Genomic DNA, 23535 nt, shown 5'->3' on the forward strand with positions numbered 1-23535 from the left:
AGATGGCGAGGCCGGCGCTTCCGTTCTTGATGGGGAGGTGGCAGGACGAGCGCCCCTGCCACCACTCATCTCCGGCCGGGAGTTCGCCCGGGGTGAGCGGGTGCGGGTGCGGCCCGTCGGCGGCACGGCTCACTCGCGGACCGCGTCCGCGTACCGCGCTTCCAGGTCCGCGCGCCCCTCGGGGTCGTCGTCCCAGTCGCGGTCGTTGACCTCCTGGTCGACGTCGTCGGGGCTCCGTGGGACGGAGCAGACGGCGTCCAAGTGCAGCCCGGTGTCGCTGGTGTGCGCCTTCAACAGGTCGGAGACCGAGAAGACCGGCTGCCACGCCGGGGCGTCGCACTCCTCGTCGTACGGGCCGCCGACCAGCAGGTCGAAACCGAAGTAGCCCTCGCCGTCGACGTCATTGCGCAGGGCGAGGACCAGGCGGCCGGGCCCAAGGCGGATCTCTCCGACACGGTCGCCGCCGGCGAGCGGCGAGTTCTCCCGCCACAGCTGCAGCACCTGCTCGCCGAACGTACGGCGGACCAGGAGCAGGCCGCCCAGGCCGTCGCCGCCGTCCCAGCCGAGCTCGCGGCGGCGTGTGTCGCTGGCGCGCTGCAGCAGCGGCTCCATGCGGTGGATGTTGTCGGCGAACACGACATAGTCGAAGCCTTCGCCGCGCAGCTGGGGAAAGGCGGCGACGGTTTCGGCGTGCTGGCGCCGTACGACGCCCTCGGGCACCACGCGGTCCGGGCCCCGGTCGGCCTGGCGCTCCACACAGACCCAGGCCGGGATGGAGACCAGGAACGCGACGGTGGGCACGCCGTAGTTCCGAGCTACCTGCACAAGGCCGGCCCTCACCGGCTCCTCGGTATTCGTCGCGTTCCCTGTCAAGTTGCTGTGTTCAGGGATGTTGGGGCGGCGTGGGCGGGCAGCTTGGCTTTGTTGGTGGGTTTGGGGGAGCGGTCACGAAGCGTGGTCTCAGCCGAGATGATCCGGCATCCGACCAACCGCGACGATAAACCCCTGGCTGTCGGTGTTCCCTGCTGGAACGATCCTGGAATGACCGACCACCGTGACGCCGTCCTCCGTCTGTGGGGTCGCCAGCTCTACGAGCGTCAGAACGAGCCATTCACCTGGGCGGAGGCGATCCTGGAGGCCACCGGTCGCCCGCCGACCGCCGTCACCGCAGCGGTGTCCGGCCGACTCGACGCCCTCGCTGATTCCCCATCGGACCGTGCACAGCTGCTGTTCCGTGCGGTCGCCAAGCTGGCCGCGAACCTTCGGGGTGACGGCCGCTACGACGCGGATGTCGGCACCCGAATCGGCCCACTGGCCCTGCGGCTGGGCGAGCTCGAACCACCGATCGCCGGCCCGCTCGGGGACGCACTCGGCCACCCGCCGGATGGGCCGACATCCCTGGTCACCGTCCACGCCGCCGAGTTGAGCGGGAACCGCACGATCCGGCTGCGGGCGATCGACGCCGTGCTGGAGTGGGCCGAGCTCGGACATCCGCAGGCCCGCGCGGCCCTGTCCGAGGTCGCCTCCGACCACCGGACGCAGGACGTCACCGTCTGGACCAAGGCACTCAACCGGATCGCCCTGTTCGGCGATGCGAACGTCGAACCGGGCCTACTGCGCGCACTCGCCGACACCGGGCACCGCGGGGTGCGGTGGTCGGCGCTCGCCTGTGCCGAACTCGGCTTCCGCCGAGCCGTTCCGCTGATCACCGCCCTGCTGGAGCATCCCGATCCGATGGTCCGCGAGGGTGCCTGCGAGGCACTCGGCCTCTTTGAGGAACGCGCCGCCGTGCCCGCCCTGGCAGCCCGGCTGAACGACGAGACCAACTGGGTACGCAGCAGGGCCGCCCTGGCGCTCGGCCAAATCGGCGGCAACCGGGCACTCGCTGCGCTCTGGCAGGCCATGATGGAACGCCGGAACCCGAAGGCGAGTCATCTCGCCTCCGCTATCGCCGCCTTCGGCCCGCCGGTGGTGGACGACCTGATCGCCCTCACCACCGATCCCGACCCGGACCTCCGAGCACTGGCCTGCCGCGCTCTCGGCTCCACCGCCGACGACCGGGCCCTGCCAGCACTGGAGCGCCTCGCCGCCCACGACCTCGCCAGAACCACCCTCGGCGGCCTCGTGGCAACCGCCGCCAAGCAGGGACTGCGGACCGCGCACCGCATTCGCGCGCGCACCGCAGCGACGTGACCTCGACGCTCGTCTCGCTTCGACGACCGTGCCTGGTTTCCACCTACGCAGCCAGGCAGCTCGGGTTTCAGGTCGGCGGCCGCAGATTGACGACGTTGCCGGTGTCCTCTAGGGCTGGTCCCCGTTGGTCCTGGTCGTGTGTAAGCACTGCTGCAGCAAGGGTGAGCCGGGTGATCTGATGGCGGAGATCCTGGATCTCGGCGTTCTGGAGCGAGCCGAGGAGACCGCCCTGCGGGTCGGACTCGTCGAACAGCTCCCGCAGCACCCCGGCCACGAGCTCCGCGTCGGCGAGGTCGGCGAGTTCGTCCTCGATCTGCCGGAGGGCGAGCTGCGCGATCCCGGCGGAGGCGCGGACGCGCTCCAGGCGGCTGCGGGCGGCGGTCACCGGCGTGCGCGGGGGCGGGTGGCGAGCCAGGTGGTCAGCGCCGCCGCGCCGATACCGATGGCCCGGTGGAGAGCCTGGTCTGTTGACTGCACCAAGTTGGTGATCCGCTGGTGTTCCGGCTGGTGGGTGCCGAGGATCTCGGCATGTCCTCGTTTCATGGAATGTCCTCCGTACATCGAGACCTGATGGATGGCCGCGGCCGTCTGCCGTCGGTCGGTGCGGTGGTGAAGGGGTCGAGACCTTCGCTGCCGTGGTTTGTGGTCGATGCGGCTGGCCGGGAGATCGAGCCGGTGAGCCGGTACCTGCGGGATCTCGCGCTCGGCGACGCGAGCGCTCTGACGGGCCGCAGCTACGGGTACGACTTGCTGCGCTGGTTCCGGGTGCTGTGGGCGGTGGATGTCGGCTGGGAGCAGGCGACCGAGGCGGAGACGACCGCGCTGGTCGGCTGGCTGCGGACGGCCCCGAATCCGCAGCGGCGCCGCTCGCGGCCGGACTCGATGCCCGCGGGTGTGGTCAATCCGAAGACGGGCAAGACCACGCTGCCGGATGGGTACGCGCCGCGGACGATCGCGCACGCGTTGACCGTGGTGCACGGCTTCTACGCCTTCCACCAGCACTACGGCCGGGGGCCGGTGGTCAACCCGGTGCCCGAAAGCCGGGACCGCCGGGCTCGGCTGGCGCACCGCTCCCCGCTGGAGACGCCGGCCCCTACCAGACGGGCCCGGGCTGCGGCCGAAGGTGCGGGAGCGCCAGCCCCGGGCGATTCCGGATCGGCTGTGGGACGAGCTGTTCGCGCAGATGAGATGCGATCGGGACCGTGCCTTGCTGGCCTGCTACGTCAGCTCCGGCGCCCGCGCCAGCGAACTGCTCGGGGTGCGTCTGGAAGACGTGGACTGGTCGGCCGGCCGCTTGTGGGTGATCAACAAGGGCACCGGCCAGCGGGACCCGGTGCCCGCGTCCCCGCAGGTGTTCGCCTACACGGCTGCCTACCTGGACCAGGCCGGGCTGCCCGAGCCGGGCGGGCCGCTCTGGCGGACCCGCCGAGGTGATCCCCGACAGCTGACCTACTGGGCGATGCGCCGCGTGCTCCAGCGGGCGAACGCCGTGCTCGGCACGAACTACACGCTGCACGACACCCGGCACACGGCGGCCACGCGCATGGCGCGCGATCCTTCGCTGACGCTGGTGGAGGTGCAGACGATCCTGCGGCACGCGCATCTCAGCACCACCGCCCGCTACACCGCGGTCGGCCTGGAGGACCTGATGGACAAGCTCGCCGAGCACTACCAGCGACCCCGTCAGGAAATCCGCTGGTCGCAAACCTACGATCCGGCTGACGTCGAGGCGGTGTTCGGTGCCCGGTAGTACCGCTGGCTACAACGCACGGGGCATGGGCCCGACGACCGGACGCATCCAGCGCAACCCGCTGCGGGAGGCGCCGGCGGACCGGGTGAACACCAAGGTCATCCAGCCTGCGCCGCCGCCCGAGCCGGAGAACCCGCCCCGGCCGGCCGGTGACCTCTCCCGGGCCTCGCTGGCCAAGGTGGCCGACGCGGTCGTGGCAGCGTGGGACGACGAGGGCCTTGAGCGGCGCCGGCTGCGTCGCTTCAGCACGGAGACGATCCTCGAACACCTGGAGCGGTTCCCGGGCAAGACCTGGCAGCAGCGATGGGTGGTGGCCGGGCTGGACGAGTACGGCACGAATCCTGGCGATCTGGGCGGTGATGACAAGAAGCTACGGAAGCTGTTCATCTCGGGCACCCGGCAGTTGTTCTGCCTGCGGGTGATCCGGCCGAGCCTGGACGCCTTCCGCGGGCACACCTATCCGAACTACGCTCTCGACTTCCGCCTGGTGGCCAAGGATCCGCTGCTGGACAAGTTCCACGCCGCGGTCGAAGCCTCCGACGCGACCCCGGCGGCCCGGCGCACCGCGCTGTTCGACGTCGCCTGCGCCTTGACCGTGTTCGGGATCTCCCTGGCCGACCTGACACCAGAGGTGCTGCTGCACTACTCGCTGGAGTCGCGGCGCAAGCAGCTCACCCGCGGGGCCACCAAGCGCGGCCAGGAGTACAACTACGCGGCGATCGCGGCCTGGCACATTCTCTACGAGTCGGGGCACTTCCCGCCGTCGGCGCCCCACGTGCTGCGGGCCGCCCTCGTCGGCGGGCAGAAGAGCGTCGAGGAACTCGTCGACCGGCAGAAGCTGCGCAACACCAACGTGCGCAACCTGCTGGTGGACTACCTTCGCCGCCGCGCCGCCGACCTGGACCACTCCTCGCTGCGGCAGCTGGCCCGGATCCTGCCCGGCACGTTCTGGAGCAACGTCGAGAAGGTCAACCCCGACCAGGCCGACCTGCGGCTGAGCGAGGAGACCTACCAGCAGTGGAAGGAGACCATCTCCGTCCTGCTCGGCGGGCGGCCCCGCCTCGACATGGACGGCGTGCTGCTCAAGGTCCGCACCTTCTACCTGGACTTGCAGAGCTGGGCGGTCGCCGAACCCGAGCGCTGGGCGGCGTGGTCGGGCCCTGCCCGGTCCGGGACGCCGAACTGCGCTGGTTCAACGTCCGCCGCCGTGGCATCCACGCACGGATGGCCGAGCGGACCCACGTCCGCCAGCCCCTGCTGCCTCTGCTGGTCGACCACGTCACCAACCGGTGGATGCGGCTGCGCGAGATCCTCAGCGCCGCACAGGCCGTCGAACCTGGTGATCGGTTCACCGCCGCCGGCGCACAGTGGCAGCGCACCGCCAGCGAGTACGACCTGAAGCGGGCCAAGACGGAGAAGTCCTTCCCCGTCCGGGCGGTCAACCGGGACACCGGCGAGTTGGTCGCCGTCACCCGGGACGAGACTGCGGCCTTCTGGGACTGGGCCGTCGTCGAGGTGCTCCGGCACGCCGGCCTGCGGATCGAGGAGCTGACCGAGCTGACCCACCTGAGCGTCCGCAACTACCAGCGTCCCAACGGCGAGGTCGTCGCGCTCCTGGTCGTAACTCCCTCCAAGACGGACCGCGAGCGGGTGATCCCGATGTCCGCCGAGCTGTTCCACGTCATCGCTCAGGTCATCCGCCGGCACCGCGGCACCTACGGCACGGTGCCGATCGCGACCCGGTACGACGTCCACGAGAAGGTGTGGTGCCCGCCTCTGCCCTACCTGTTCCAGACCCAGACCGGCCTGGAACGACAGGCGATGAGCAACACCACCATCTGGCGCCGCCTGCGCAAGTGCTGCACCGAGCTGGCCAAGACCCACCCCGAGTTCGTCGGGACGGCGTTCTCTGCCCACGACTTCCGCAGGATCTTCGCCACCGACCTGGTCAACTCCGGGCTGCCCATCCACATCGGTGCCGCCCTGCTCGGCCACCTGAACATCCAGACCACTCGTGGCTACGTCGCGGTCTTCGACGACGACATCGTGCGCCACTACCAGCAGTTCCTTGACCAGCGCCGCCAGCTGCGGCCGGAGGAGGAGTACAGGAACCCCACATCGGAGGAGTGGTCGGAGTTCCAGGAGCACTTCGACAAGCGGAAGGTCGAGCTGGGCTCCTGCGGACGTCCTTACGGGACGCCTTGCGCGCATGAGCACGCCTGCTTCTCTGAACTAGCGATCGCTACTCGAGGCTCTGTGTAAATTGCTGGCAGCTGGGACCTCGCCGGGCAAAGATGCAGCCATGCGCTATGCCAACACCGACCCCGAGCTGATGGACCTGGTCCGACGATTCGTCACGCCCGGCCGGCGGTACCTGCGGCTGGGTGGAAGCTTGCTGCGTTTGAGCGGACCTGAGCGCGAGTTGTTCGTGAGGGAGCTGGTCCAGGCTGCCGGGGAGATCACTCCCGCTGAACTCGGCATCCTTTTCGAGGGCGGGTGGCGAGAGCGCAGGACTGCCTCCTGGCTGGTTGCCGTGGCCGGCAGGACCGAGTTCCGCAGCCGCATCGGCGAACTCCTGCTGGCCAGCGGAGGCCCCTACGGCGGGTCATACTGCATCACTCTTGCCACTTTCGGCACCAGCGCGGACGCCGATCTGGTCTGCAGTTACCTTGATCGCTACTTGCCTCAACCCGACCTCGTCTGGGACCAGACCTTTGCTCTCAGCACACTGCTTCACCTCGATGCCGTCCTCGGGACCGAGCGAGCATCCCGATACCTTGCCGCCGGTGGCCTGTGGCAGCAGTGGACCGATGCCACGTCGAACATGGTGCGGGATCCGCAGGAGTACCGGCAGGTCGTGGACCGGCTCTGTTCCTTCGCCAGCGAGTGCGCTGAACTCTTCGCCAGAATGGAAACCAGGCGCTGATCTTCCCGGCCTGACTGCTGGACGCCGACTGCTTCGGACCCCTCGGTAGAGTCTGGGCAATGACACGAAACCAGGGCCGCTGGCCAAAGATCGCCCAGGATGGTGGCATCGAGGACGTGACGCTGCTCATTCTGGAATGGCTGGGCGAGCAGGGCGTGAATGCCATGATCAGGGTGGACGCGGAGCGGGTTGCTGATAACGCGCCAGCGTGGACGTTCGCCGCCAGCGGAGGTCCCCTGGAGCACGAGCACGGCATGCGCACTGATGGAGCACCGTGCAGCAGTGCATGTCCGCCGCCCTGGCCCGGCTGCGCGAAGCCGGGTTGTCTGTTCCGTTTTGATCTCCGGTCGCCACTTGCTTCGATCACGGCGTTGCTCTTGTGGCCTCTGTGGTGCCTGCCGGCTGGCGGACGCCCGGCATACCGAGTTCGACAGCGATCGACTGTCTCTTGACGAGTGCGTCGACCTGGGCGAGCTTGTCCTCGGCGCCGGCAAGGCTGACCTTGAGTCCTTCGACCTCGCCGAGCCAGCCTTCGCGTTCGGCTTCGGCGATGCGGGCGATGAGATTGTCGCGGATCTCCTCGATGCGGGAGCGTTGGTCCGGGTCCGGCCTGAGGAGTGCACATCTGACACAAGCGTGCTCATGAACACACGGGGTGGAAAATGCACGGCCGCAGGTGCCGATGGACACCTTGCGCTTCTCGAAGTGCGCGAGGAAGGCATCCCACTCCTCCTCGGTGGGAGTTCGGTATTCCTCGCTGGGCCGGGTGGACCGGCGGCGGGCGATGAACGCCCTGTGCGCCTCGATCGTCTCGGCCGGGTAGACGGCCTTGTAGCCCATCGTTGTATCGATGTTCTTGTGCCCGCAGATCACTTGGGCGATGTGTGGTGGGAGGCCGTTCATGATGGCGTCAGTGACGAAGATCCTCCTGAAGTCGTGCGGGGAGATCGTGAGTGTCGGCGTACAAGTGAACGTGGCTCTGGCAAGATTTTCGTAGACGGAGATCATCTCGGTGCCACGGTCGACCAGTCCGCATGGCGTCGGCGGAGGTGGGCGATCAGGATGACGCGGTGGCGGAGAAGAGAGACGCCGGCTCGTCCGGCCATGAGACGTTTCTGCAGCTTGACGTCGGTGATGCGCCCTTCGTTGACCCCTGAGTTGTAAGAGGTCGTGATTCCCTGGGCAACGGCATGTCGGTCTTCGTGCAGGGCTCCGGCAAGGCCGGCGAGTGGTGCCAGTCCGCTGTTTGCAAGGTCGCTCAACCAGCCCGGCAAGGGTGCCGCGTCGCGGTTGTCGACCATGGTGGCGAAGCGGCGGACCAGGTCGTGGGTGAGCTTGAGTTCAGGGCAGTGTTCGAGGAGCCGGGGCAGGCGCTCGTTGATGTGCGGGCTGCGGCGGTGCGGGTGGGTGGTGATCCAGCGGGCCGCTTCGCGAGGCGAGGGTGGTCGCTCGCGTGGCTCGTCGATGAGCAGGCCGCGACGGAGCGGTGCGACGGCCATTTTCACGCGCTGGTAGTGGCCGAGGTAGCCCTTGGTCTGCAGTTCCTCATGCAGGATCTTCGCGCTGTGTTGTCCCTCGTCCCAGCGTTGCCGCAGGTAGTCGAGGTAGGGGTCCAAGGGGGAGGGCTTGCGGGGCGGCCGGCGCATTACCTCCTGCCAGGTGATGGCGCGGGCGTACTTGCCGACGGTGCGGCGGTCCAGGCCGAGCTCGCGGGCCACGGAGCTGTGGCTCCGGCCGGTGCGGGTCAGGGCTTGGACCGCGTCGAACAGACTCTGGGCATGGCGCCCGGCCCGGCTGCCCGCCGCGGTGTTCTCGGTGGTCTTCTCGGCGTGGGGTTGATCATCCTCGCGGACCGTTGGTAGGGCTGCGGGCAGGCAGCTGGGCGGCCCGCGAGCGTGACGTCGGCGAGGCGCCGTGCGTAGCGGCTGTGGCACCACTCGCTGAGCTGGCCACATCCCGTGCATCCCGCCGGTTCACCGGATCTCGTGCGGGCACGGACCGCCACCAAAGCATCGGAAACCTCAACCGAGACGACCTGCACATCAGACAACTGCGGTAACAGACTGACCAGTTCAACAGAGCACAATCACAGGCTGCCCGTCCTGCGGACCCACCGACCATGACACCCAGATGATCTCCGGCTACGAAAATCTTGCCAGAGCCACATTCGGTTGTACGCCGACACCTGGCGGCGAAGCAGTCACTCAGTCGGGCTCCCGGGTACCAAGACATGCCAGAATCAGCGGATGGTGCTTGCAGGGGAGTTCTTCCTTGCTGAAGACAACGAGTCAGCAGTGCGGGTAGGGCCGCGCAAGAGCCATGATTTTCCTGCCGTGCTGTGTGACGGCATCTATCCGGATGACGCAGTTCCGAGGTGGGAAGCTCTGTTCACGGGGGCTGAGAGCCCGCTCCGGTACGTGGTACCCATGGCCAACGATGGCTGCTTCACTGTCTTCGCTGTTCCGCAGACGCTCTCGACGGCCTTGGCCAGCGCAAGTGCGGATCAGCTCGGAACTACCGCTCTCACGTGGGCCAAGACCGTCTCCGAGACAGGCGATGAGATTGGACCGGACAGTGCCGTCGATCTCCTTGAGCGCCTGTCAGCCCTAGCCATGAGGCGTGCGGAGAGAGGCCCGAGCCTGTACTGCTGGTACTTCGCGCCCTGACCTCATCCCGCTGACATTCCTGTAGTCGTGATCCCAGCCCTCACTGGAACGGCACGAGCGGCTTCTCGCCCCGGCGCACCTGGAGTGATCGGCCGGACAGGTCCTTAGGGCCGCCACGGCGTACCCGCACGATTTGAGGCCCGCCATCATCCGGGTCGGGGCGGTGTCGATCGTGGCAAGCGCGAGCGTGGCGCCCGCCAGGAGGGCAGCGACCACGGCCGCGCCGGAGATCATCATTCGCATGCCCCAGCCAACCCGGGCCCCCGGACGGACGCCACGGCCATCACCACCCCGATGAGGAACGGTCGGCCCTTGAGCCGCACGGTGGCCCGGTCACGGCGTCGCGGCCCCCGGGGGCACCGGCGCCACCGGTTCCGGAACGGGCCCTTCGAGCGCTCCCCTTCCCCGGAACCGCTCACGCAGGGGCGGCGGGGCGGGTCAGGTGTGTGCAGCGGATGCCGTCAGCGGGATGCGACTCCATGACCGGTTCGGCAGTGTGGCCGTGCTCGGTGCAGTAAGGGGTGGGGAGCAGGAGTCGGCATGGGAACGCTGTGTAGGGAGGGACAGAGGCGGGGGGCCGGGCGCTGTCTGCTTGGCGGTGCCGGGGGTGCGCGGTCTCAGCGGGCGGGTTGCAGGGTGGGGTTGAGGGTGAGGCGGTTGTCGGTGGGGTGGTGGCCCTCAGGGCTGAAGGGCGGAACGGCGGCGGGGATGCAGTCGGCGATGAGCAGGCAGTCATGGTGGCGGTCTTCGGCGGTGGCGGCGATCAGGGGTTCGCCGTCGGGACCCCAGATGCCGGAGTTGCCCTGGTACTGCCAGGCGCCGGCGGGGACCTGTTCCCAGCCGCGGCGGTTGGCGTAGGCGATGAACAGGCGCCAGATGCTGGCCATGGCGGGGATGATGTGGCGGGTGGCATCCTGGTAGGGGACCTGGCTCATGGTGCCGTCGGCCAGGCGGAAGTGCCCGTCGGCGGCGGTGGGCCCGAGCACGACCTGGGCGCCGTGCCCGGCCAGGTACTGGTACAGCGGCGGGAACTCGCACTCGTAGCAGTTGAGCACGCCGACCCCGATGCCGTTCAGGCTGACCACGGGCGGCAGGTCCTGCCCGAAGGAGTAGTTGCGCCGCTCGGCGGCCCCGTACAGGTGAGTCTTGCGGTAGTTCGCCGCCACCAGCCCGTCCGCGGCGATCACGCTGATCGAGTCGTAGAAGTCGGTCCCGTCGCGTTCGGGGTAGGGCAGGACCACGGCCAGGGCGTTCTCCTTGGCCGCCAGCCGCGCACGCTCGACCGAGGGGCCCTCGCGGTGCTCGGCCAGCTCACGGCACTGCTCGGGGCCGATCGCATAGCCGGTGGTGTACTTCTCCGGGAAGACCACCACCTGACAGCCGTAGTCCGCCGCCAGCGCGGCCACCTCGACCAGACGCTCCAGGTTCTGCTCCACCGCCCGCCGGCTGCCGACCGGGCCCTGGCCCTGGTAGAGCGCCACCCGCAGCCCTTCGCCGACAGCGGGCGCGTCACGCGAGGCAGAGCGGAACACGATACGGACAGGCTGAGTCATCAACAGCAGATCCCTCGGTGAAGGGCGGCCCGGGCGACCGCCACCAGCAAGAACGACTCACCCCGCCCCCGGACACCAAGATCCTCATCCGGCCCGGATCGGACCGGACGTCACAGACACCGACTTCCGGAGCCCTCCGGCTCAGGGACAGCTCGAAGCCGGGTCGTCGTGGACGAGAGCGCAGATCATCTGCTCGCCGCGCCGGTCGTCCGGATAGGTCCTGCGCAGTTCGGCTTTGAAGTCGTTCCACTGGCGGACGGTTTCGGCGGTGGCTCCGGAAACGGCACGGGCGAAGTTGTCTCCGGTCCTTGAGCGGCGGGACGCGGCGGTGTCCTTGTTCAGGTGACGGTTGTGCGTCACACGGCCGGCGCAGTCGGCGGACTTGACGCCGGTGGAGTCGAAGTCGGAGTAGCAGCCGGTCGTGAGCTCCTCGGGTACGAGGGCTCGTGCCTCCCTGGTCCAGTCGGCGTCCTCCATGCGGCTGTAGCGGCCGATGGTGAAGAAGGGGACGGCATCGGTACGTGCGAGTCCGGGAGGGTTGTCGAGGCCGACCGGGCCGGGGCGGGCCGGTCGGACCAGTTCGAGTGGGTGTGGAAGTCCTGGAGCTGGTGTCAGCCGCGGCCGAGTTGTTCCAGCACCTCGCACTTGGCCCGGTCGGAGGTCTCCTTCCATGTGCACGGGGAGGACAGGTCGCTCTGATCGGCCCGGACCCTGCCGTGTCCGTCGACGAGGCCGTCGGCCGCCTGGATCGCGTTCCGGAAGCGGGCGACGGAGGTGCGGACGCAGGCGAGCAGCTCGGTGGTGGCTTCGTCCCGGCTGCGGGGATAGCGCGAGGCGCGGCGTGGGGCGAGGTAGTCGGCGTTGTCGCAGTGCAGGGGGCCGATCAAGAAGTACCCGCCGTGGTCGTTGGCGTTGATCGCCCCGTCCTCGGCATCCGCCATCGTGGAGAGTGTGCCCGGTTCCCAGGGCAGGGCCGCCCGTGTGATGTCCTCGTGGTTGCCACCGGTGAAGGCATGCGCGGGTGTGGGCGGTGCGATGGCCAGGACCGTCACGAAGGCGACCGTGATGGCCGTTCGCGCCACGCCGAAGGCTGGACGGTACGCCATGCGACGCTCCAGTCGCGAGGAGGGAACCGAAGCCTCTCGGTGCCCCAGCGATGGTCGTGCTTCCGACGGAGTCGAACGTCTGTGAGCGATTCTATCGAGTGGAGTGCCGCGCCGAGTGGGAAGAGCGATTCCGCCGAGCCCGGACGAAGCAGCACCGACGGAAGGCCGATGCAGACAATGCCCGATGGCTCACCCAGGGGTGAGCTGTTTAGGTAGAAGGAGAGGCCCCACACGGCAGAACCGGGTGGCCGTGAGCGCCGTTTGGACTCATTGAAGCTCGCCGGCTCCCCTGGGACGCTGCCCGCGTCCCGTGCGGGAGGCCAGCCGGTCGCTCTTTGTGGCAGCTGTGCCGCCCCGGCATCCATCGGCCGGCCGCTGATTCCACGGCTTTGTCACCGACGCGCCCAGGACCGTCGCTTCTGGGCGGATATCACGCCTGACGCGTCCTTTAGGACGACGGACGTTCGACCCGCCCCGAGCCTCACCGGTGCACTCCCTGCCTTCGACGGAAGATGGCAAGCGATCTCGTCCGCCGCTTCCAGCCTCCCGCTACCTCATGGGTTGCGTGCGACGCGCCAGGTCATCGCTTCTGTCGTCGCTTTCAGGAGGCATCTCATGGACCCGTGGGCATGGGTGGCGGCGGGCGTGGTGGTCGCCTGTTACGCGGCACTGTCACGACGGATGTCCCAAACCGTGGTGTCCGGGCCGCTGCTGTTCGTGGCGGTCGGACTGGCCATCGGCCCCCTCGGCCTGGGACTGGTCGAGGAGGAGGACGGCGGCGTGGAGCCGGTCCGGGCGCTGCTGGAGAGCGCGCTGGCCGTGGTGCTGTTCACCGACGCGGCGGCGATCAAGGGAAGCGAGCTGCGCCGGGAGAGGTTTCTGCCGTTGCGGCTGCTGGTTGTCGGCCTGCCGTTGACGATGGCATTGGGGTGGCTTCTGGCCTGGCCGCTGCTGCCCGGACTCGGGGTGTGGGAACTGGCGCTGGTCGCGATCATCCTGGGCCCCACAGATGCGGCGCTCGGCCAGCAGGCGATCTCGGATCGCAGGGTGCCCGCGCTGGTACGGCACGGTCTGGACGTCGAGTCCGGCCTGAACGACGGGTTGGCACTGCCGTTCTTCGTGCTGGCGGTGGCGGCGGCAGCCGGCGGCCACGGAGCACAGGGGGTCGGTGAGACGTTCCTGCGTGCCTTGCTGCTGAGTTCGGCGATCGGCTTTGCCGTGGGCTGGGCGGTCGCGCGTCTTCTGCGGTGGTCGGCCGCGCGGGCATGGACCGCCCACGGGTGGCGCCAGCTGGCATCGCTGGCCGTCCCGCTCATCGCCTATCCCTTGGCTGTGGAAGCACAGGGCAGCGGATTCATTTCCGTCTGGGTCGCCGGATTGGCGTTCGGCAACGTGCTGCGAAAGCTTGCTGCCTCTGCAGATGCTGGTGTCTCGGACGTGGGAGAGGGCGCGACGGCGTTCACCGAACGTCTCGGACTTCTGCTCGCGTCGTTGAGCTTCCTGGCCTTCGGCGCGGCCGTGCTCGGACCGGTGCTGGAACACCTGACGTGGCAGATGTTCGTCTACGCGGTGCTGAGCCTGACCGTCATCCGCATGGTTCCCGTCGCGGCAGCCCTGCTGGGCACCGGCCTGCGCCCGCCGACCGTCGCCTACATCGGCTGGTTCGGACCCCGGGGGCTCGCCTCGCTCGTGTTCGGCCTGCTCGCCGTGGAAGAACATCTCCCCGGGAACCAGGTCCTCGGCGGCGCGGTGGCAATGACGGTCGCCCTGAGCGTGTGTCTCCATGGAGCCACCGCTCCTGTGCTGGGAGGCCGCTATGGCGCCTGGTACGCCAGAGCCCGTGCCGTCGACCCCGCTCTCCGAGAACACGCGGACGTGCCCGCAAACGGTGTCCGCCCACCTCGGGGCGGCCCGGATGCCGCCTAGTACTCCAGCCGTAGATCGTGATCTTCATGCTTCAGCGGCTTGCCGCTGGAAATGGCTGGAACGCGGTCTTCTTGTCGAGCCCGGCGGCCTGGCAGCGGTCGGGCTCGGACGTCCACGAGCGCGGGACGTACAACTCCCGGTCGACCGCGGCGTGACCGCGACGACCCGCGTAGACGAGATAGACGGCGACCTGGGCGTTCTCAATTCTGCCCGCGGTCCCGGTGTACTGGCGCTGGACGCCGACCGTGCTGGTGCCCTTCTTCACGTCGCCGGTCTCGTCGACCACCAGCACCGCCTGGTCGTCGTGCAGGTGCTCTACCACGTACCCACGCAACGTCGTCGCGGACGGCATCGGCGTCCCACTTGGCCCGGCCGAGCAGGTGCTGCATCCCGTCCGGGGTAGCGTCCCCAACCCATTCGGCGATGGTCCAGCAGTTCTTGCGCGGCAGATCGGACAGGAGGCCGAGCACCAGGCGCCGGGCCCGACGCCTGGGCTCGATTCGCTTGAAGCGGCCCGCGATTCGAGTCATGAGACCCACGAAGGACTCCTGCCAGCGGGCGGGGTCTACGCTGGGCGCCGAGGCTCGCGCTTCATCATTGATTGTCCACACAACAGGAAATGATCAAGCGCAGCTTCATCCTCGTTCGCGCCATCGAACCCAGTAGTCGACCCCGTCGACCCGGTAGCGGCCCCCACCGTCGAACCGCCACTCGGCAACCAGCAGCTTCGCATCTGCCGGCGCTTGGCGGTATGGGGTGAGCTGTGCCGTCAGCTCGTCATACCGGGGGTCGATACCTCCATGACCAGGATGGCGGTCGATCCCGGCGGTTCCCTCTTCGTAGCAGTCGTTCCACGCGACGAAGATCGCCCACTGTTCACGCTCCAGCGCGACCAAGGTCTCGTCCGCTGGCCACACGAAGTACTCATCCGGTGCAACGGAGAAGTCCACGTCGTGGCACTGGAAGTAGTGAGGGCACCCCATCGACGTCGACAAGCCCGTCGCGAGGACCGTCGTACCACTCCAACTCGGCATATACGTGCTCGAATCCGTCCGCGACCAGCCGCCGTTCGTCCCAGATCTCACCCACGCGTGCAGGCTACCGGCGACCAGCCCGGCACGGACATGAAGATCACAATCTACGGCTGGAGTACTAGTTCCGGTCGCGCTGGACAGGCCGATGGCCTCACCGGTACAGACTTCTTTGGCACGCGATCAAAATTCCCTGTCACAGGAACATATCCCGGCCCCTGTTGCGAGGCGGCCCTCGCCACAGCGGCCGGCTCGCCGACCATGCCCACGGAAGGCCGGCCAGCCCGCGGCATCGGGCTGGGCGTCCATGTCCCTCGTGGAACGCTTGGCCGCTACCGCGAGGCCTCGCGGGGGGCCAGGCGAAGACCACTCCAGTCCTTGCCTGCGCTGACGGAACCGACCTGCAGAAGACCGGTCGCCGATGTGGCCACGTGGATTACTTCGGAGTCGATGTACTTTTCGCGTCCGGTCTTGGGTGTCAACAGCCAGAGCGGAGCGCCGTCTTCGACCAGACCGCTTGCGTCGCCCAGGACGTCAGCGAGACGTTCGTTATCGTCGCGAAACCAGATGATCACGGCATCGACGAGATCGGCGTACTCCTCGTCGACCAGTTCCTTGCCTGTCACTTCTTTGATGGCTTCTCGAAACTGCTGATCCGTGTCTTCGTCGTAGCCGAATTCCTGGACGACCTGCCCCGGCTGGAAGCCCAGCCGGGCGGCGAGGTCGGTTCGTTCTTCGGCGAGGATGAGCGCGGCGAGGCCGGCGGCTTCGCGCACGTCCTCGTGACTGTCCTGCAGGCAGGGCGCGACGGCTCGATAAAGCATCGGGCGCAGGTCCCGGAAGGCCGCCAGCGTGGTGTCGTGGGTGAGGAAGCCAGGGAAGTACTGCTCGGTGCGGTCGACGATCTCGTCGGAGGCGTCGTAGGCCGTGGAAACCAACCAGTTCAACAATGTCGCGCGGATGGGGACGTTGCGATACGGCCGGAGGGCCATGGCCGCCGGGTGGGTGAGGATGCCGGCGACATACATGGCGACGGGGGCTGTGGCTTCGTAGATGCTGTTCTGGTGGCCGACCAGCTCACTCAGTTCCGACAAAGCGGTGACCTGCACCTTGGGATCAGGCTCCAGCAACCGTGCCAGGACTTTGGGAAGGCACTCACCGTTCCCGACAGCCGTCTGGAGCGAACCCCAATCAGTCTCCGCTAGGACTACCTGATACGGCGGCAAGTCAGGCTCGCGGGGCGCCCCGGCCTTGGAGCTGCTGTGGTTCACAGGCCAAACCTAGACCAGACTTCTGACACGATTCCCGTGCGGGCCAGTTAGAAGCCGCTGTCCTTCCGAGAGTGACGGGTGCGTTTGCACAGGTCAGGCATAGGGTCGGTGTTTCGGCGGCAGAGACGAGGTGTTGTGTCGTCCCGGCGGTGGAGGTGCCGGGATGCCGTCAGTAGGGCCTCCTGGTGTGCTCAAGGTCTCGACAACCCCGAGCTGCACCAGAGGCTCTGTCTTCATGCACGGACAGACCGAAGATCGCCCGACCGAGCCGCCGCATTCGAACCCATGCTCACCAAGATCGGTACGACAACGGCTTCTAAGCCTTCAACAACACCCAGTGAGAAAGGCTGCAAGTTCGCCGGGGCCCCCTCTCGTTCACGCACGGCTTCCCAGTTCGATGCTCGGCGCGGTGAAGGGGGTGTGGTGGTCTCCCTCGTCGCCGACAAGCTCCGTTCCCGACGGACTCCAGGCGTCCGGGCAACCGGCAGCTGATCATGCCAGGACGAAGCGGTAGTTCTCAGTTCGAGCGTGATCGCGAGCGATGGGCCAGACACACAGGGTGCTGCGGTCGGTGAACCAGACGGTCCCTGGACACCGCGGGTGGGTCAGGCGTGAGGACCAGGTTTGCCTGACCCTGTCGGCCGCGCCTCTGACCCACAACATCGGCGAGGTCGACCGGCTGCTGACCTACTGGGGCGGCGAGGCATCTGCCGGCAGCACTGCGAGGGCTCCCCCGCTCTCGCCGCGAAGCTCCGAAGCCTGGGACTCCCCTCGGTCGTCACCGCCCTCCTGGACTTCGCCACCCCCATCCAGGAGCGGCACAGCGTCTTCAGGTCCCTCATCCACGTCTTCGTCGGCAAGACCCTGGGCCACGAACTGGCCGACGCCGACGTCCTCTACAGGTCGCCGATCCCACCCCAGCGAATCGAGTCCATCGGACGCCGACGCTTGTGTCGACACCCCGAGGACATAAGCGAAGGCCTGCGCGACTACCGTCGCACTCCACCCTGGTCCCGTAACCGCGGCCAGGAAACGCAGCGCGGCCCCACTGGTACGGCGGCTGCGGCCGTCACGGCCTCGACGCCGGCCGGGGCTTCACGGTGTGGGCGGACCCGTTTGCACGGTGTCGGTGTGTCGAAGTTCTGCGAGCAGTTCACTCTGTCCGGCCAGAAGTTCGGTGAGAATGCGTCGTGCGGCGCGAAGGAGTTCCGCCACGTCACCGCCAGCGAGCGCGTAGGTGACGGTGGAGCCGTCACGGACGGATACCACGATGCCGGACCGGCGCAGCACCGCGAGCTGTTGCGAGAGGTTGGACGGTTCGATGTCGATCTCGTTCAGGAGTTCGCGGACGGGTACCGGGCCGTTCTGGAGCAGTTCGAGGACGCGGATCCGGGCGGGGTGTCCGAGCATGCGGAAGAACTCTGCCTTGGCCTGGTACAGCGGCACCTGCATGCAACAACACTCCCACCCGGGTACGACGATTCCAAGGGCTGCCGACCAGACCTGCCGGTTCTCCGCGCCCAGCTCCAGCCATTCTCCCGCTTCCCGACTCCGACATGCCCCCGACTGATCATGTTCAGATGTGTCGAGTTGAAGAACCTTTCAACTCATGGGCATGCGAGACCGAGGGTGGAAGAACGACTACAGCTCCAGTTCCGCCTCGATGCGCTTCAGTTGATGCCTGGCCATGGCCAGATTCGCCCTAGCCTTGTCCAGGACGAGGTACAGGAACAGACCGTTGCCCCTCTGACCCCCGAGCAGCCGAATGAGGTGGTACTGACTCCCGAGAGTGATCAGCACGTCCTCAATGTCGTCCCTGAGGTCCAGCATCTCCATCGTGCGGACCTTCGCGCGGATCACGTCGGTGTTCCCCGCCGCGGCCACCGACAAGTCCAGGTTCTTGCCCCCTCCCAGCGTTCCCAATGCCATGCCGCTCGTGTAGTCGACCAGCGCGACCCCCAGACTCCCCTCGATCGAGGTCATCGCTTCCTTCAGAGACGTCTCCACAGTCAACATCGTTACTCGCTCTCCATGTTCGCGACGGCCCGGCCACCCTCGTGCGGCGGACGGATCTTGAGCGCAGACGCTACACACTGTCCGCAAGGACTTCAGGAACACCGGAGAATCCGGCCGTAAAAAGACCTCTCAGCCGAGTGGCACCGCTGTCGGACGGCATTAGCCCGTAGGCGATCAGCTCGTCCCGGTCGAGTGGCACCGCGAGGCCGGCGGCCTGCCCCGTGCCGAGGCCAAGCACCGGGTCAGGTCGCATCCGCGGCGCGCAGGGCCCGCGCCAGCCAGTCCAGCTCCTCGGTCGCGTCGGGGGACGGCTTCTGGCCGCGCACACAAGCGACGAGCCTGCGGTAGCGCTCCGCTTCTGCCTCGATTCCGGCTTCCAGGCTGCGCAGTAGGGCGGCCCGGTCGGTGTCACCGAACAGCTCGGACAGCAGCTCGGCCGCTGCCGTCCCCTCGGGAGCGACCCCGCCCATTCTGGCCTCCGCGGCGGTCTGCACGATCTGCTTGGCCCACCAGATGGACGCCTCGGGCGGCCCCGCCCGGGTGCGGGCGTGTCGAGCTCCATCCAAGTGCCCAACCGGGCGCGGAAGCCGGGGTCCGCACCTGTTCGGCCAGTTCGATCCAGGCGTCGACCTGCCCAGGTGTGGGATCGTCGGGCAATTCGATGCCGTAGGTGCGTATGCGGTCGCGCAGAAGCGGGTCGTCGAGGCCGCCGAACACCTCTTCCTTGAGCTCGTCGATGATCTGCTTGCGCTCGGCGGCGGAAAGCCGCGCCAACCGGTTCATCAGTGTTGTCTCCTCGACGGTCGAACCCCGTTGCGCCACAGTGGACAGGACGGCCCGGCTCACCTCGAGTGAGCGGATCTGCGCGTCGAGCGCGGCCACATGCGCGTCGGCGACCTCGGCGACCGTGCTGCGGCCGCTCAGGACGCGGCACACATCGTCAGGCCCGAGGCCCAGCTCCCGCAGGGTGCGGACCAGCTCGACGCGGGCCACGGACTCGGCGTCGTACAACCGGTAGCCGCCGACGGAGCGGGCCACTGGCGGCACCGCCACCACCCCTCCCAGTACGAGCCGCCGCATCCGCCGGCGCCTTCCGGGCGGTTGCGGCGCAGGAGGGGTACGAGGGCGTCGGCCATGGCGGTGCAGCGCGGATCCTGCGCGTACTAGGACTTGTCCGGCCGATCATGTGACTGCGCCGCACCTGAGTCGTTGATGTGGGCCTGGGGCGGGGCGATCTGAGTGATGCCGAGTGGGAACGGCTGCGGCCGTTCCTGCCGGTCAGCAACAGGCGTTGTTGCAGGTGGCGGGACTACCGACAGGTGATCGACGGGATTCTGCACCGAGTGCGGACCGGTGTGCAGAGGCGTGACCTGCCCGAGCGGTTCGGAGCGTGGAAGACCGTCTATGAACGCCACCGGCTGTGGTCGGCCGACGGGACGTGGGAGCGTCTGCTCCAGCAGGTCCAAGCCGCAGCCGACGCGGCAGGTGAGATCGACTGGGACATCTCGGTCGACTCCACCATCGTTCGTGCGCAGCAGCATGCGGCGGGCGCCCGCACCAACCCACCGCCGGCGTCGGCCCGGCTCAAAGGGGGCCGAAAGGCCAGAACATCAGGACGAAACACCGTGGCAGAGCCTCGTCGCCCGCCTGGTGGAGGTGGTGCGGGAGGTGAGGGCCTGGGCCGTTCGCGCGGCGGGTTCACCACCAAGCTCCATCTGAGCGCGGACGGCCGCTGCCGACCGCTGTCCCTGATCGTCACACCAGGTCAGCGGGCAGACTGCACCCAGTTCAAGCCGGTCCTGGAGAAGATCCGCGTCCCGAAGCTCGGGCCGGGCAGGCCCCGCAAGAAGCCGACAGCGTTGCCGCCGACAAGGCATACAGCAACCGGCCCGTCCGGATCTACCTGCGGCGCCGGGGCATCCGGCACACGATCCCGGAGAAGACCGACAGTCAGGCCGCCCGCCAGCGCAGAGGCTCACGCGGCGGACGGCCACCAGGCTTCGACGAAGAGCGCGGTACAAGAAGCGCAACACCGTCGAACGGGCCATCAACAAGCTCAAGCACGCCAGAGCCGTCGCCACCAGATATGACAAACGTGGCTACGTCTACCTCAGTACCGCAACCGCCGCGGCGCTGGCCATCTGGCTCAGGACGTGAACCACCGCAAGAGCAGACAGTAGAGTGACCTGCCGAGATCACCACTTCGAAAGAAGAGTCATGCCCCGCAAGACGGCGGCTGCTCTGCGTCTGGACGCTGTCTGCCGGTCCCATCTTCAGGACTACCGGCGCCGGTCCTCACAGTTCTCACCCCATACGCGTCGCCAGGCGGCCCGGTTCGAGGCCGAACGCGGCCTTCCCGTCCAAGCGGTCGAACAGGCTGTCCGTTGCTGGCGGGGCTTCGTGCGCCGTCCGGGATGGCCGCTCTACCTGCCCGAACCGCATCTGCCCGGCTATGACGTCTGGGACGACCGCCTCCTGATAGAGCGAGCCATCGGCGCTCTCGACAGACGAGCAGCCCGGGAGATCGCGTCGGCCGTCAAAGAAACCGACGCCGACTTCCTGGCACGAACTCTGCCCGACCCTCACGCTCCAAATGACTGGCCGTGGTGGCGTCGCAGATGCCAGGACCTGGGCGACATCATGCACGTTCCATCACAGGCGCATGATCGGCCGGATCCTAGCTTGATCTTTAACCTGTGCGGCGGGGCCGTGGGGTGGTCGACTTCTTCTTCCGGGACGTGGTGGTGCCCGTCTTGTGGACTGTGTGGACGTCGTGGCGTGGGGCGGGCCGGGTGTTCTTTCGCCCGGATGGCCTGCCGGGTCCGGGGCGGACAGATTTCGGTGCCTGGGCGGGGCAGGCGGTCCTCGGGCGGATGTGCCGAAAGTCGCGGCGGACACGTGCGGGCGTGAGCCTGTCCGCGGGAACGGGCCTCTCCCAGGGACGGCGCCGGTCGGCCGCCAGCGGCCGGGCCAGTCGCAACTGGGTGTAGGCGGCGAGGATCAGCCAGGTCCAGCGGTCGGCCGCCTCAGGGGTGCGGATCTTCGGGCAGGTCCAGCCGAGGGTCTGCTTGAACAGGCGGAAGGTGTGCTCGATGTCGAAGCGCCGCAGATAGGCCTGCCAGAGCCGGTCGGTATCTGCTGCGGTGGCGTCGGTGCCTGACCACCACAGCCAGACCGGCTTCGGGGTGGCTCCGCTGGGCAGGTGCTCGATGTCCAGGCGGATCACGGTCCCCTCGACGATGGGGAGGGTGGCGTCGGCCGCGGCCCAGGACGAGCGGTGGGTGAGCTTGGGGTGGAGGCGGTCCCAGGACCGGGCGAGGGCGGTGCCGTAGAGGCGAGTGTCGGTGACGGTTTCGGTGTCCGGGGTGCCCCAGGTGTCGGGCTGTCCGAAGACGAACTCGCCGCCGTGCCGGGGCGGCCGGCCCCTGGTGTGAGGCTCCCGCGGCGGGGCCGGCCGACGCAGGACGCGGTCCGAGCGCATCCGGGCCAGCACCTGCACCGGCAGGTCCCGCAGCAGGTGGGCCAGGCGGGGCGCGTCGTATCCGGCGTCCGCGATGATGAGGACGTCCGGGTTCCCGGTCTGCCGCTGACCTGCGGCGATCAGTCGCTCGACCAGGTCGCGCAGCTGCCGGGCGGTGACGGTGGCGGTGTCGTCCCCGGGCGCCAGACGCAGCGCGTCCAGCGGCGCGGTCCACGAACTGCGGCCGGGCTCCAGCGCGCAGACAATCGAGTAGGGCCAGCCGGGAACCGGGATGTGCTGGTCCTTGCCCCGGCCATAGGTGTGGCACAGGATCCGCTGCGGCGAGGTGTGGGCGTCCGGCCGCAGCCAGCAGGTGACGTCGACGGCCAGGACCAGCCGGCCGTCCGCCGAGCGGGGCAGCGGCACCGAGACCAGGGCCCGTCGCATCCGGTCCGCGTCGACCTGACCTCGGGCGAGGGCGGCATAGAGGCCGCCGTGCCCGCGGCGGTGTTCACCCACCAGTGACAGCTCGGCCAGCGACTTCACCGGCCCGTCCCCGCACAGAACCGCATCCGCCAGCTCGAACAGGGCATCCGAACGAGCGGTGAGACAGGAGTAGAACTCGCCCCGGAAGCGTGACAGTTCGGCCAGCGGCTCTCGCCGGGCATCGTGATGCTGCAGACTCATCCTCACGGCCTTCGTGCTGGACGTGTGTGTTCCTTGGTCGGAGCACATGTTCAGACGAAGGCCGCTTCCGCGTACGGCGGATACCGCACCGAGTGATCAAGTACGACGCACCGTTCGAGGAGCGGCTTCTACCGGCGGCGTAGAGATCCGGGCCCACAACGAGTGGACCAGTCACCGGCCGGCGACAACCGCTCTCCCCTGGCCCGCACGACGACAAGCCTGCCGTCTTCGAAAGCGATTCGATCACCGGCAGCCAGGAAGAGCGGGCTCGCCAGCTCGAAGGCATAGCCGTCATCGGTCTCGAGGTCCTTCACCAGCACCAACCGCGAGGTCGGCGTGGCTCCATCAGCTACCAGGCGCATGCCGAGATGGTCCCACGCGGCCTGAGATCACCTCGACCCTATTCAGCGGCTGGCCAACGGCCCAACGTTAAAGATCAAGCTAGAGCGTGTCTCCTTGATTCACTTGTCGGTTGATCGGATATGTCCGTCCGATTAGTGATCGCTGATGCGATGTGGGGCCGGATCAAGCCGTTGATGCCGGCCGATCCGGTTCGCGGTCGACGGTGGGCCGATCACCGTCGCACCCTGGAAGCCATCGTGTGGAAGTACCGCACCGGCTCGCCTTGGCGGGACCTGCCAGACGAGCGCGGCTCGTTCCAGACCGCTCACAAACGGCTTCTTAGAGGTCGTTTTCATCGGTAATGCCCGCGTATCAGCCAGTTCTTGAGGCGTCGGACGGTGGTGCGGGTGAGGCCGTGGAAATCGTCGGTATCAGCGGGGCTTGTGGGGTTGCGGGTGGGGCGGAAGGCGGCGCAATCCTGTTTCATCCCAGGGTGCCCGGCCTTCGTAGTCATGTGCTTCCACTGCCGCTGCCGTGCGCCTGGGCGCATTCGGCTCGTGGCGGTACGCCGGAAGCATGACGAAGCGACGTCCGTATCCGAGTGACCT

Annotated in this window: 24 protein-coding genes and 3 pseudogenes; 9 read left to right on the forward strand and 18 right to left on the reverse strand. The window is 68.1% G+C overall.

Going from position 1 to position 23535, the window contains the following annotated elements; genetic code table 11:
- Positions 1-129: 129 nt before the first annotated feature.
- Positions 130-873 (reverse strand): AAA family ATPase, encoded by a 744-nt coding sequence (locus ACIA8N_RS35825; protein WP_365786936.1) that lies wholly within the window; start codon positions 871-873, stop codon positions 130-132.
- Positions 874-954: 81 nt separating this feature from the next.
- Between ACIA8N_RS35825 and ACIA8N_RS35830 the strand changes: the two genes are divergently transcribed.
- Entirely contained in the window at positions 955-2193 is a 1239-nt protein-coding gene (locus tag ACIA8N_RS35830; RefSeq protein ID WP_399416886.1) for a HEAT repeat domain-containing protein, read from the forward strand.
- Between the two features lie 67 nt (positions 2194-2260).
- Here the strand turns inward: ACIA8N_RS35830 and ACIA8N_RS35835 are convergent, their stop codons facing one another.
- The 3 genes from ACIA8N_RS35835 to ACIA8N_RS35845 all read right to left on the reverse strand — a co-directional run bounded on the left by ACIA8N_RS35835 (position 2261) and on the right by ACIA8N_RS35845 (position 3095).
- Positions 2261-2578, reverse strand: a complete 318-nt coding sequence (locus tag ACIA8N_RS35835) for a hypothetical protein (RefSeq protein WP_365786940.1) — start codon at positions 2576-2578, stop codon at positions 2261-2263.
- Positions 2575-2736 (reverse strand): hypothetical protein, encoded by a 162-nt coding sequence (locus ACIA8N_RS35840; protein WP_365786942.1) that lies wholly within the window; start codon positions 2734-2736, stop codon positions 2575-2577. Before ACIA8N_RS35840 ends, ACIA8N_RS35835 begins: the two co-directional genes overlap by 4 nt.
- A 191-nt stretch (positions 2737-2927) precedes the next feature.
- Entirely contained in the window at positions 2928-3095 is a 168-nt protein-coding gene (locus ACIA8N_RS35845) for a hypothetical protein (RefSeq protein ID WP_365786944.1), read from the reverse strand.
- Positions 3096-3316: 221 nt separating this feature from the next.
- Between ACIA8N_RS35845 and ACIA8N_RS35850 the strand changes: the two genes are divergently transcribed.
- Genes ACIA8N_RS35850 through ACIA8N_RS35865 form a run of 4 tightly spaced genes read left to right on the forward strand, consistent with a single transcriptional unit; the run spans position 3317 to position 6869 of the window.
- Positions 3317-3943 (forward strand): site-specific integrase, encoded by a 627-nt coding sequence (locus tag ACIA8N_RS35850; protein ID WP_365786946.1) that lies wholly within the window; start codon positions 3317-3319, stop codon positions 3941-3943.
- A gap of 25 nt (positions 3944-3968) precedes the next feature.
- Positions 3969-5342 (forward strand): hypothetical protein, encoded by a 1374-nt coding sequence (locus ACIA8N_RS35855; RefSeq protein ID WP_365786948.1) that lies wholly within the window; start codon positions 3969-3971, stop codon positions 5340-5342.
- A complete protein-coding gene (locus ACIA8N_RS35860) occupies positions 5237-6205 on the forward strand; it encodes a site-specific integrase (protein ID WP_365786950.1) in 969 nt (322 codons plus the stop codon). The genes ACIA8N_RS35855 and ACIA8N_RS35860 overlap by 106 nt, the downstream gene beginning before the upstream one ends.
- A gap of 40 nt (positions 6206-6245) precedes the next feature.
- A complete protein-coding gene (locus ACIA8N_RS35865; RefSeq protein ID WP_202197506.1) occupies positions 6246-6869 on the forward strand; it encodes a DUF6000 family protein in 624 nt (207 codons plus the stop codon).
- Positions 6870-7232: 363 nt separating this feature from the next.
- Here ACIA8N_RS35865 and ACIA8N_RS35870 read toward each other — a convergent pair whose 3' ends face one another.
- On the reverse strand, positions 7233-7877 hold the full coding sequence (locus ACIA8N_RS35870; RefSeq protein WP_365786953.1) for a site-specific integrase: 645 nt from the start codon (positions 7875-7877) through the stop codon (positions 7233-7235).
- Positions 7874-8587, reverse strand: coding sequence for a hypothetical protein (locus tag ACIA8N_RS35875; protein ID WP_365786955.1), 714 nt, complete (start codon positions 8585-8587; stop codon positions 7874-7876). The genes ACIA8N_RS35870 and ACIA8N_RS35875 overlap by 4 nt, the downstream gene beginning before the upstream one ends.
- Positions 8588-9115: 528 nt before the next feature.
- Between ACIA8N_RS35875 and ACIA8N_RS35880 the strand changes: the two genes are divergently transcribed.
- A complete protein-coding gene (locus ACIA8N_RS35880) occupies positions 9116-9535 on the forward strand; it encodes a hypothetical protein (RefSeq protein WP_365786957.1) in 420 nt (139 codons plus the stop codon).
- Positions 9536-10152: 617 nt separating this feature from the next.
- Here the strand turns inward: ACIA8N_RS35880 and ACIA8N_RS35885 are convergent.
- The 3 genes from ACIA8N_RS35885 to ACIA8N_RS35895 all read right to left on the reverse strand — a co-directional run bounded on the left by ACIA8N_RS35885 (position 10153) and on the right by ACIA8N_RS35895 (position 12194).
- Positions 10153-11088: a nitrilase-related carbon-nitrogen hydrolase gene (locus ACIA8N_RS35885; RefSeq protein WP_365786959.1), complete on the reverse strand. Its 936-nt coding sequence runs from the start codon at positions 11086-11088 to the stop codon at positions 10153-10155.
- Positions 11089-11229: 141 nt separating this feature from the next.
- The gene (locus ACIA8N_RS35890; RefSeq protein WP_365786961.1) at positions 11230-11565 is read right to left on the reverse strand and encodes a hypothetical protein; all 336 of its coding nucleotides are present in this window, start codon (positions 11563-11565) and stop codon (positions 11230-11232) included.
- Between the two features lie 134 nt (positions 11566-11699).
- Positions 11700-12194, reverse strand: a complete 495-nt coding sequence (locus tag ACIA8N_RS35895; RefSeq protein WP_365786963.1) for a hypothetical protein — start codon at positions 12192-12194, stop codon at positions 11700-11702.
- Positions 12195-12809: 615 nt separating this feature from the next.
- Here ACIA8N_RS35895 and ACIA8N_RS35900 point away from each other — a divergent pair.
- Positions 12810-14120 carry a cation:proton antiporter gene (locus ACIA8N_RS35900; RefSeq protein ID WP_365786965.1) on the forward strand — a complete coding sequence of 437 codons (1311 nt, stop codon included), beginning with the start codon at positions 12810-12812 and terminating at the stop codon, positions 14118-14120.
- Between the two features lie 46 nt (positions 14121-14166).
- On the opposite strand, the pseudogene ACIA8N_RS35905 reads toward ACIA8N_RS35900, so the two are convergent.
- From ACIA8N_RS35905 to ACIA8N_RS35935, 7 genes and pseudogenes are all read right to left on the reverse strand, one after another.
- Positions 14167-14650, reverse strand: a pseudogene (locus ACIA8N_RS35905) (IS701 family transposase); the annotation flags it as partial.
- A 105-nt stretch (positions 14651-14755) separates the two neighbouring features.
- A complete protein-coding gene (locus ACIA8N_RS35910; protein WP_365786967.1) occupies positions 14756-15070 on the reverse strand; it encodes a hypothetical protein in 315 nt (104 codons plus the stop codon).
- A 413-nt stretch (positions 15071-15483) separates the two neighbouring features.
- Complete coding sequence (locus tag ACIA8N_RS35915; RefSeq protein WP_365786982.1) at positions 15484-15897, reverse strand: DUF3052 domain-containing protein; 414 nt, start codon at positions 15895-15897, stop codon at positions 15484-15486.
- Positions 15898-17517: 1620 nt separating this feature from the next.
- Positions 17518-17874 (reverse strand): metalloregulator ArsR/SmtB family transcription factor, encoded by a 357-nt coding sequence (locus tag ACIA8N_RS35920; protein ID WP_365786969.1) that lies wholly within the window; start codon positions 17872-17874, stop codon positions 17518-17520.
- Positions 17875-18063: 189 nt separating this feature from the next.
- On the reverse strand, positions 18064-18438 hold the full coding sequence (locus ACIA8N_RS35925) for a hypothetical protein (protein WP_365786971.1): 375 nt from the start codon (positions 18436-18438) through the stop codon (positions 18064-18066).
- Positions 18439-18680: 242 nt separating this feature from the next.
- Positions 18681-18908, reverse strand: a complete 228-nt coding sequence (locus ACIA8N_RS35930) for a hypothetical protein (protein ID WP_365786973.1) — start codon at positions 18906-18908, stop codon at positions 18681-18683.
- The gene (locus ACIA8N_RS35935; protein WP_365786975.1) at positions 18847-19518 is read right to left on the reverse strand and encodes a MerR family transcriptional regulator; all 672 of its coding nucleotides are present in this window, start codon (positions 19516-19518) and stop codon (positions 18847-18849) included. Before ACIA8N_RS35935 ends, ACIA8N_RS35930 begins: the two co-directional genes overlap by 62 nt.
- A 140-nt stretch (positions 19519-19658) precedes the next feature.
- On the opposite strand from ACIA8N_RS35935, the pseudogene ACIA8N_RS35940 reads away from it, so the two are divergent.
- A pseudogene (locus ACIA8N_RS35940) lies at positions 19659-20595 on the forward strand (IS5 family transposase).
- Between the two features lie 532 nt (positions 20596-21127).
- On the opposite strand, the gene ACIA8N_RS35945 reads toward ACIA8N_RS35940, so the two are convergent.
- Together ACIA8N_RS35945 and ACIA8N_RS35950 are read right to left on the reverse strand one after the other, a co-directional pair.
- Positions 21128-22585, reverse strand: coding sequence for an NF041680 family putative transposase (locus tag ACIA8N_RS35945; RefSeq protein ID WP_365786978.1), 1458 nt, complete (start codon positions 22583-22585; stop codon positions 21128-21130).
- A 128-nt stretch (positions 22586-22713) separates the two neighbouring features.
- Positions 22714-22947 carry a hypothetical protein gene (locus tag ACIA8N_RS35950; RefSeq protein ID WP_359534191.1) on the reverse strand — a complete coding sequence of 78 codons (234 nt, stop codon included), beginning with the start codon at positions 22945-22947 and terminating at the stop codon, positions 22714-22716.
- Between the two features lie 120 nt (positions 22948-23067).
- On the opposite strand from ACIA8N_RS35950, the pseudogene ACIA8N_RS35955 reads away from it, so the two are divergent.
- Positions 23068-23271, forward strand: a pseudogene (locus ACIA8N_RS35955) (transposase); the annotation flags it as partial.
- Between the last annotated feature and the right edge of the window lie 264 nt (positions 23272-23535).

It is taken from the genome of Streptomyces sp. NPDC051822 (assembly GCF_044452745.1).
Taxonomy (GTDB): domain Bacteria; phylum Actinomycetota; class Actinomycetes; order Streptomycetales; family Streptomycetaceae; genus Streptomyces.

Bases quoted from the DNA above. Each gene is read 5' to 3' on its own strand.
- ACIA8N_RS35840 (WP_365786942.1), bottom strand. From the start codon at position 2,736: ATGAAACGAGGACATGCCGAGATCCTCGGCACCCACCAGCCGGAACAC.
- ACIA8N_RS35855 (WP_365786948.1), top strand. From the start codon at position 3,969: ATGGGCCCGACGACCGGACGCATCCAGCGCAACCCGCTGCGGGAGGCG.
- ACIA8N_RS35860 (WP_365786950.1), top strand. From the start codon at position 5,237: ATGCGGCTGCGCGAGATCCTCAGCGCCGCACAGGCCGTCGAACCTGGT.
- ACIA8N_RS35865 (WP_202197506.1), top strand. From the start codon at position 6,246: ATGCGCTATGCCAACACCGACCCCGAGCTGATGGACCTGGTCCGACGA.
- ACIA8N_RS35870 (WP_365786953.1), bottom strand. From the start codon at position 7,877: ATGATCTCCGTCTACGAAAATCTTGCCAGAGCCACGTTCACTTGTACG.
- ACIA8N_RS35880 (WP_365786957.1), top strand. From the start codon at position 9,116: ATGGTGCTTGCAGGGGAGTTCTTCCTTGCTGAAGACAACGAGTCAGCA.
- ACIA8N_RS35885 (WP_365786959.1), bottom strand. From the start codon at position 11,088: ATGACTCAGCCTGTCCGTATCGTGTTCCGCTCTGCCTCGCGTGACGCG.
- ACIA8N_RS35890 (WP_365786961.1), bottom strand. From the start codon at position 11,565: ATGGAGGACGCCGACTGGACCAGGGAGGCACGAGCCCTCGTACCCGAG.
- ACIA8N_RS35895 (WP_365786963.1), bottom strand. From the start codon at position 12,194: ATGGCGTACCGTCCAGCCTTCGGCGTGGCGCGAACGGCCATCACGGTC.
- ACIA8N_RS35900 (WP_365786965.1), top strand. From the start codon at position 12,810: ATGGACCCGTGGGCATGGGTGGCGGCGGGCGTGGTGGTCGCCTGTTAC.
- ACIA8N_RS35920 (WP_365786969.1), bottom strand. From the start codon at position 17,874: ATGCAGGTGCCGCTGTACCAGGCCAAGGCAGAGTTCTTCCGCATGCTC.
- ACIA8N_RS35925 (WP_365786971.1), bottom strand. From the start codon at position 18,438: ATGTTGACTGTGGAGACGTCTCTGAAGGAAGCGATGACCTCGATCGAG.
- ACIA8N_RS35930 (WP_365786973.1), bottom strand. From the start codon at position 18,908: ATGGGCGGGGTCGCTCCCGAGGGGACGGCAGCGGCCGAGCTGCTGTCC.
- ACIA8N_RS35935 (WP_365786975.1), bottom strand. From the start codon at position 19,518: ATGCGGCGGCTCGTACTGGGAGGGGTGGTGGCGGTGCCGCCAGTGGCC.
- ACIA8N_RS35945 (WP_365786978.1), bottom strand. From the start codon at position 22,585: ATGAGTCTGCAGCATCACGATGCCCGGCGAGAGCCGCTGGCCGAACTG.
- ACIA8N_RS35950 (WP_359534191.1), bottom strand. From the start codon at position 22,947: ATGCGCCTGGTAGCTGATGGAGCCACGCCGACCTCGCGGTTGGTGCTG.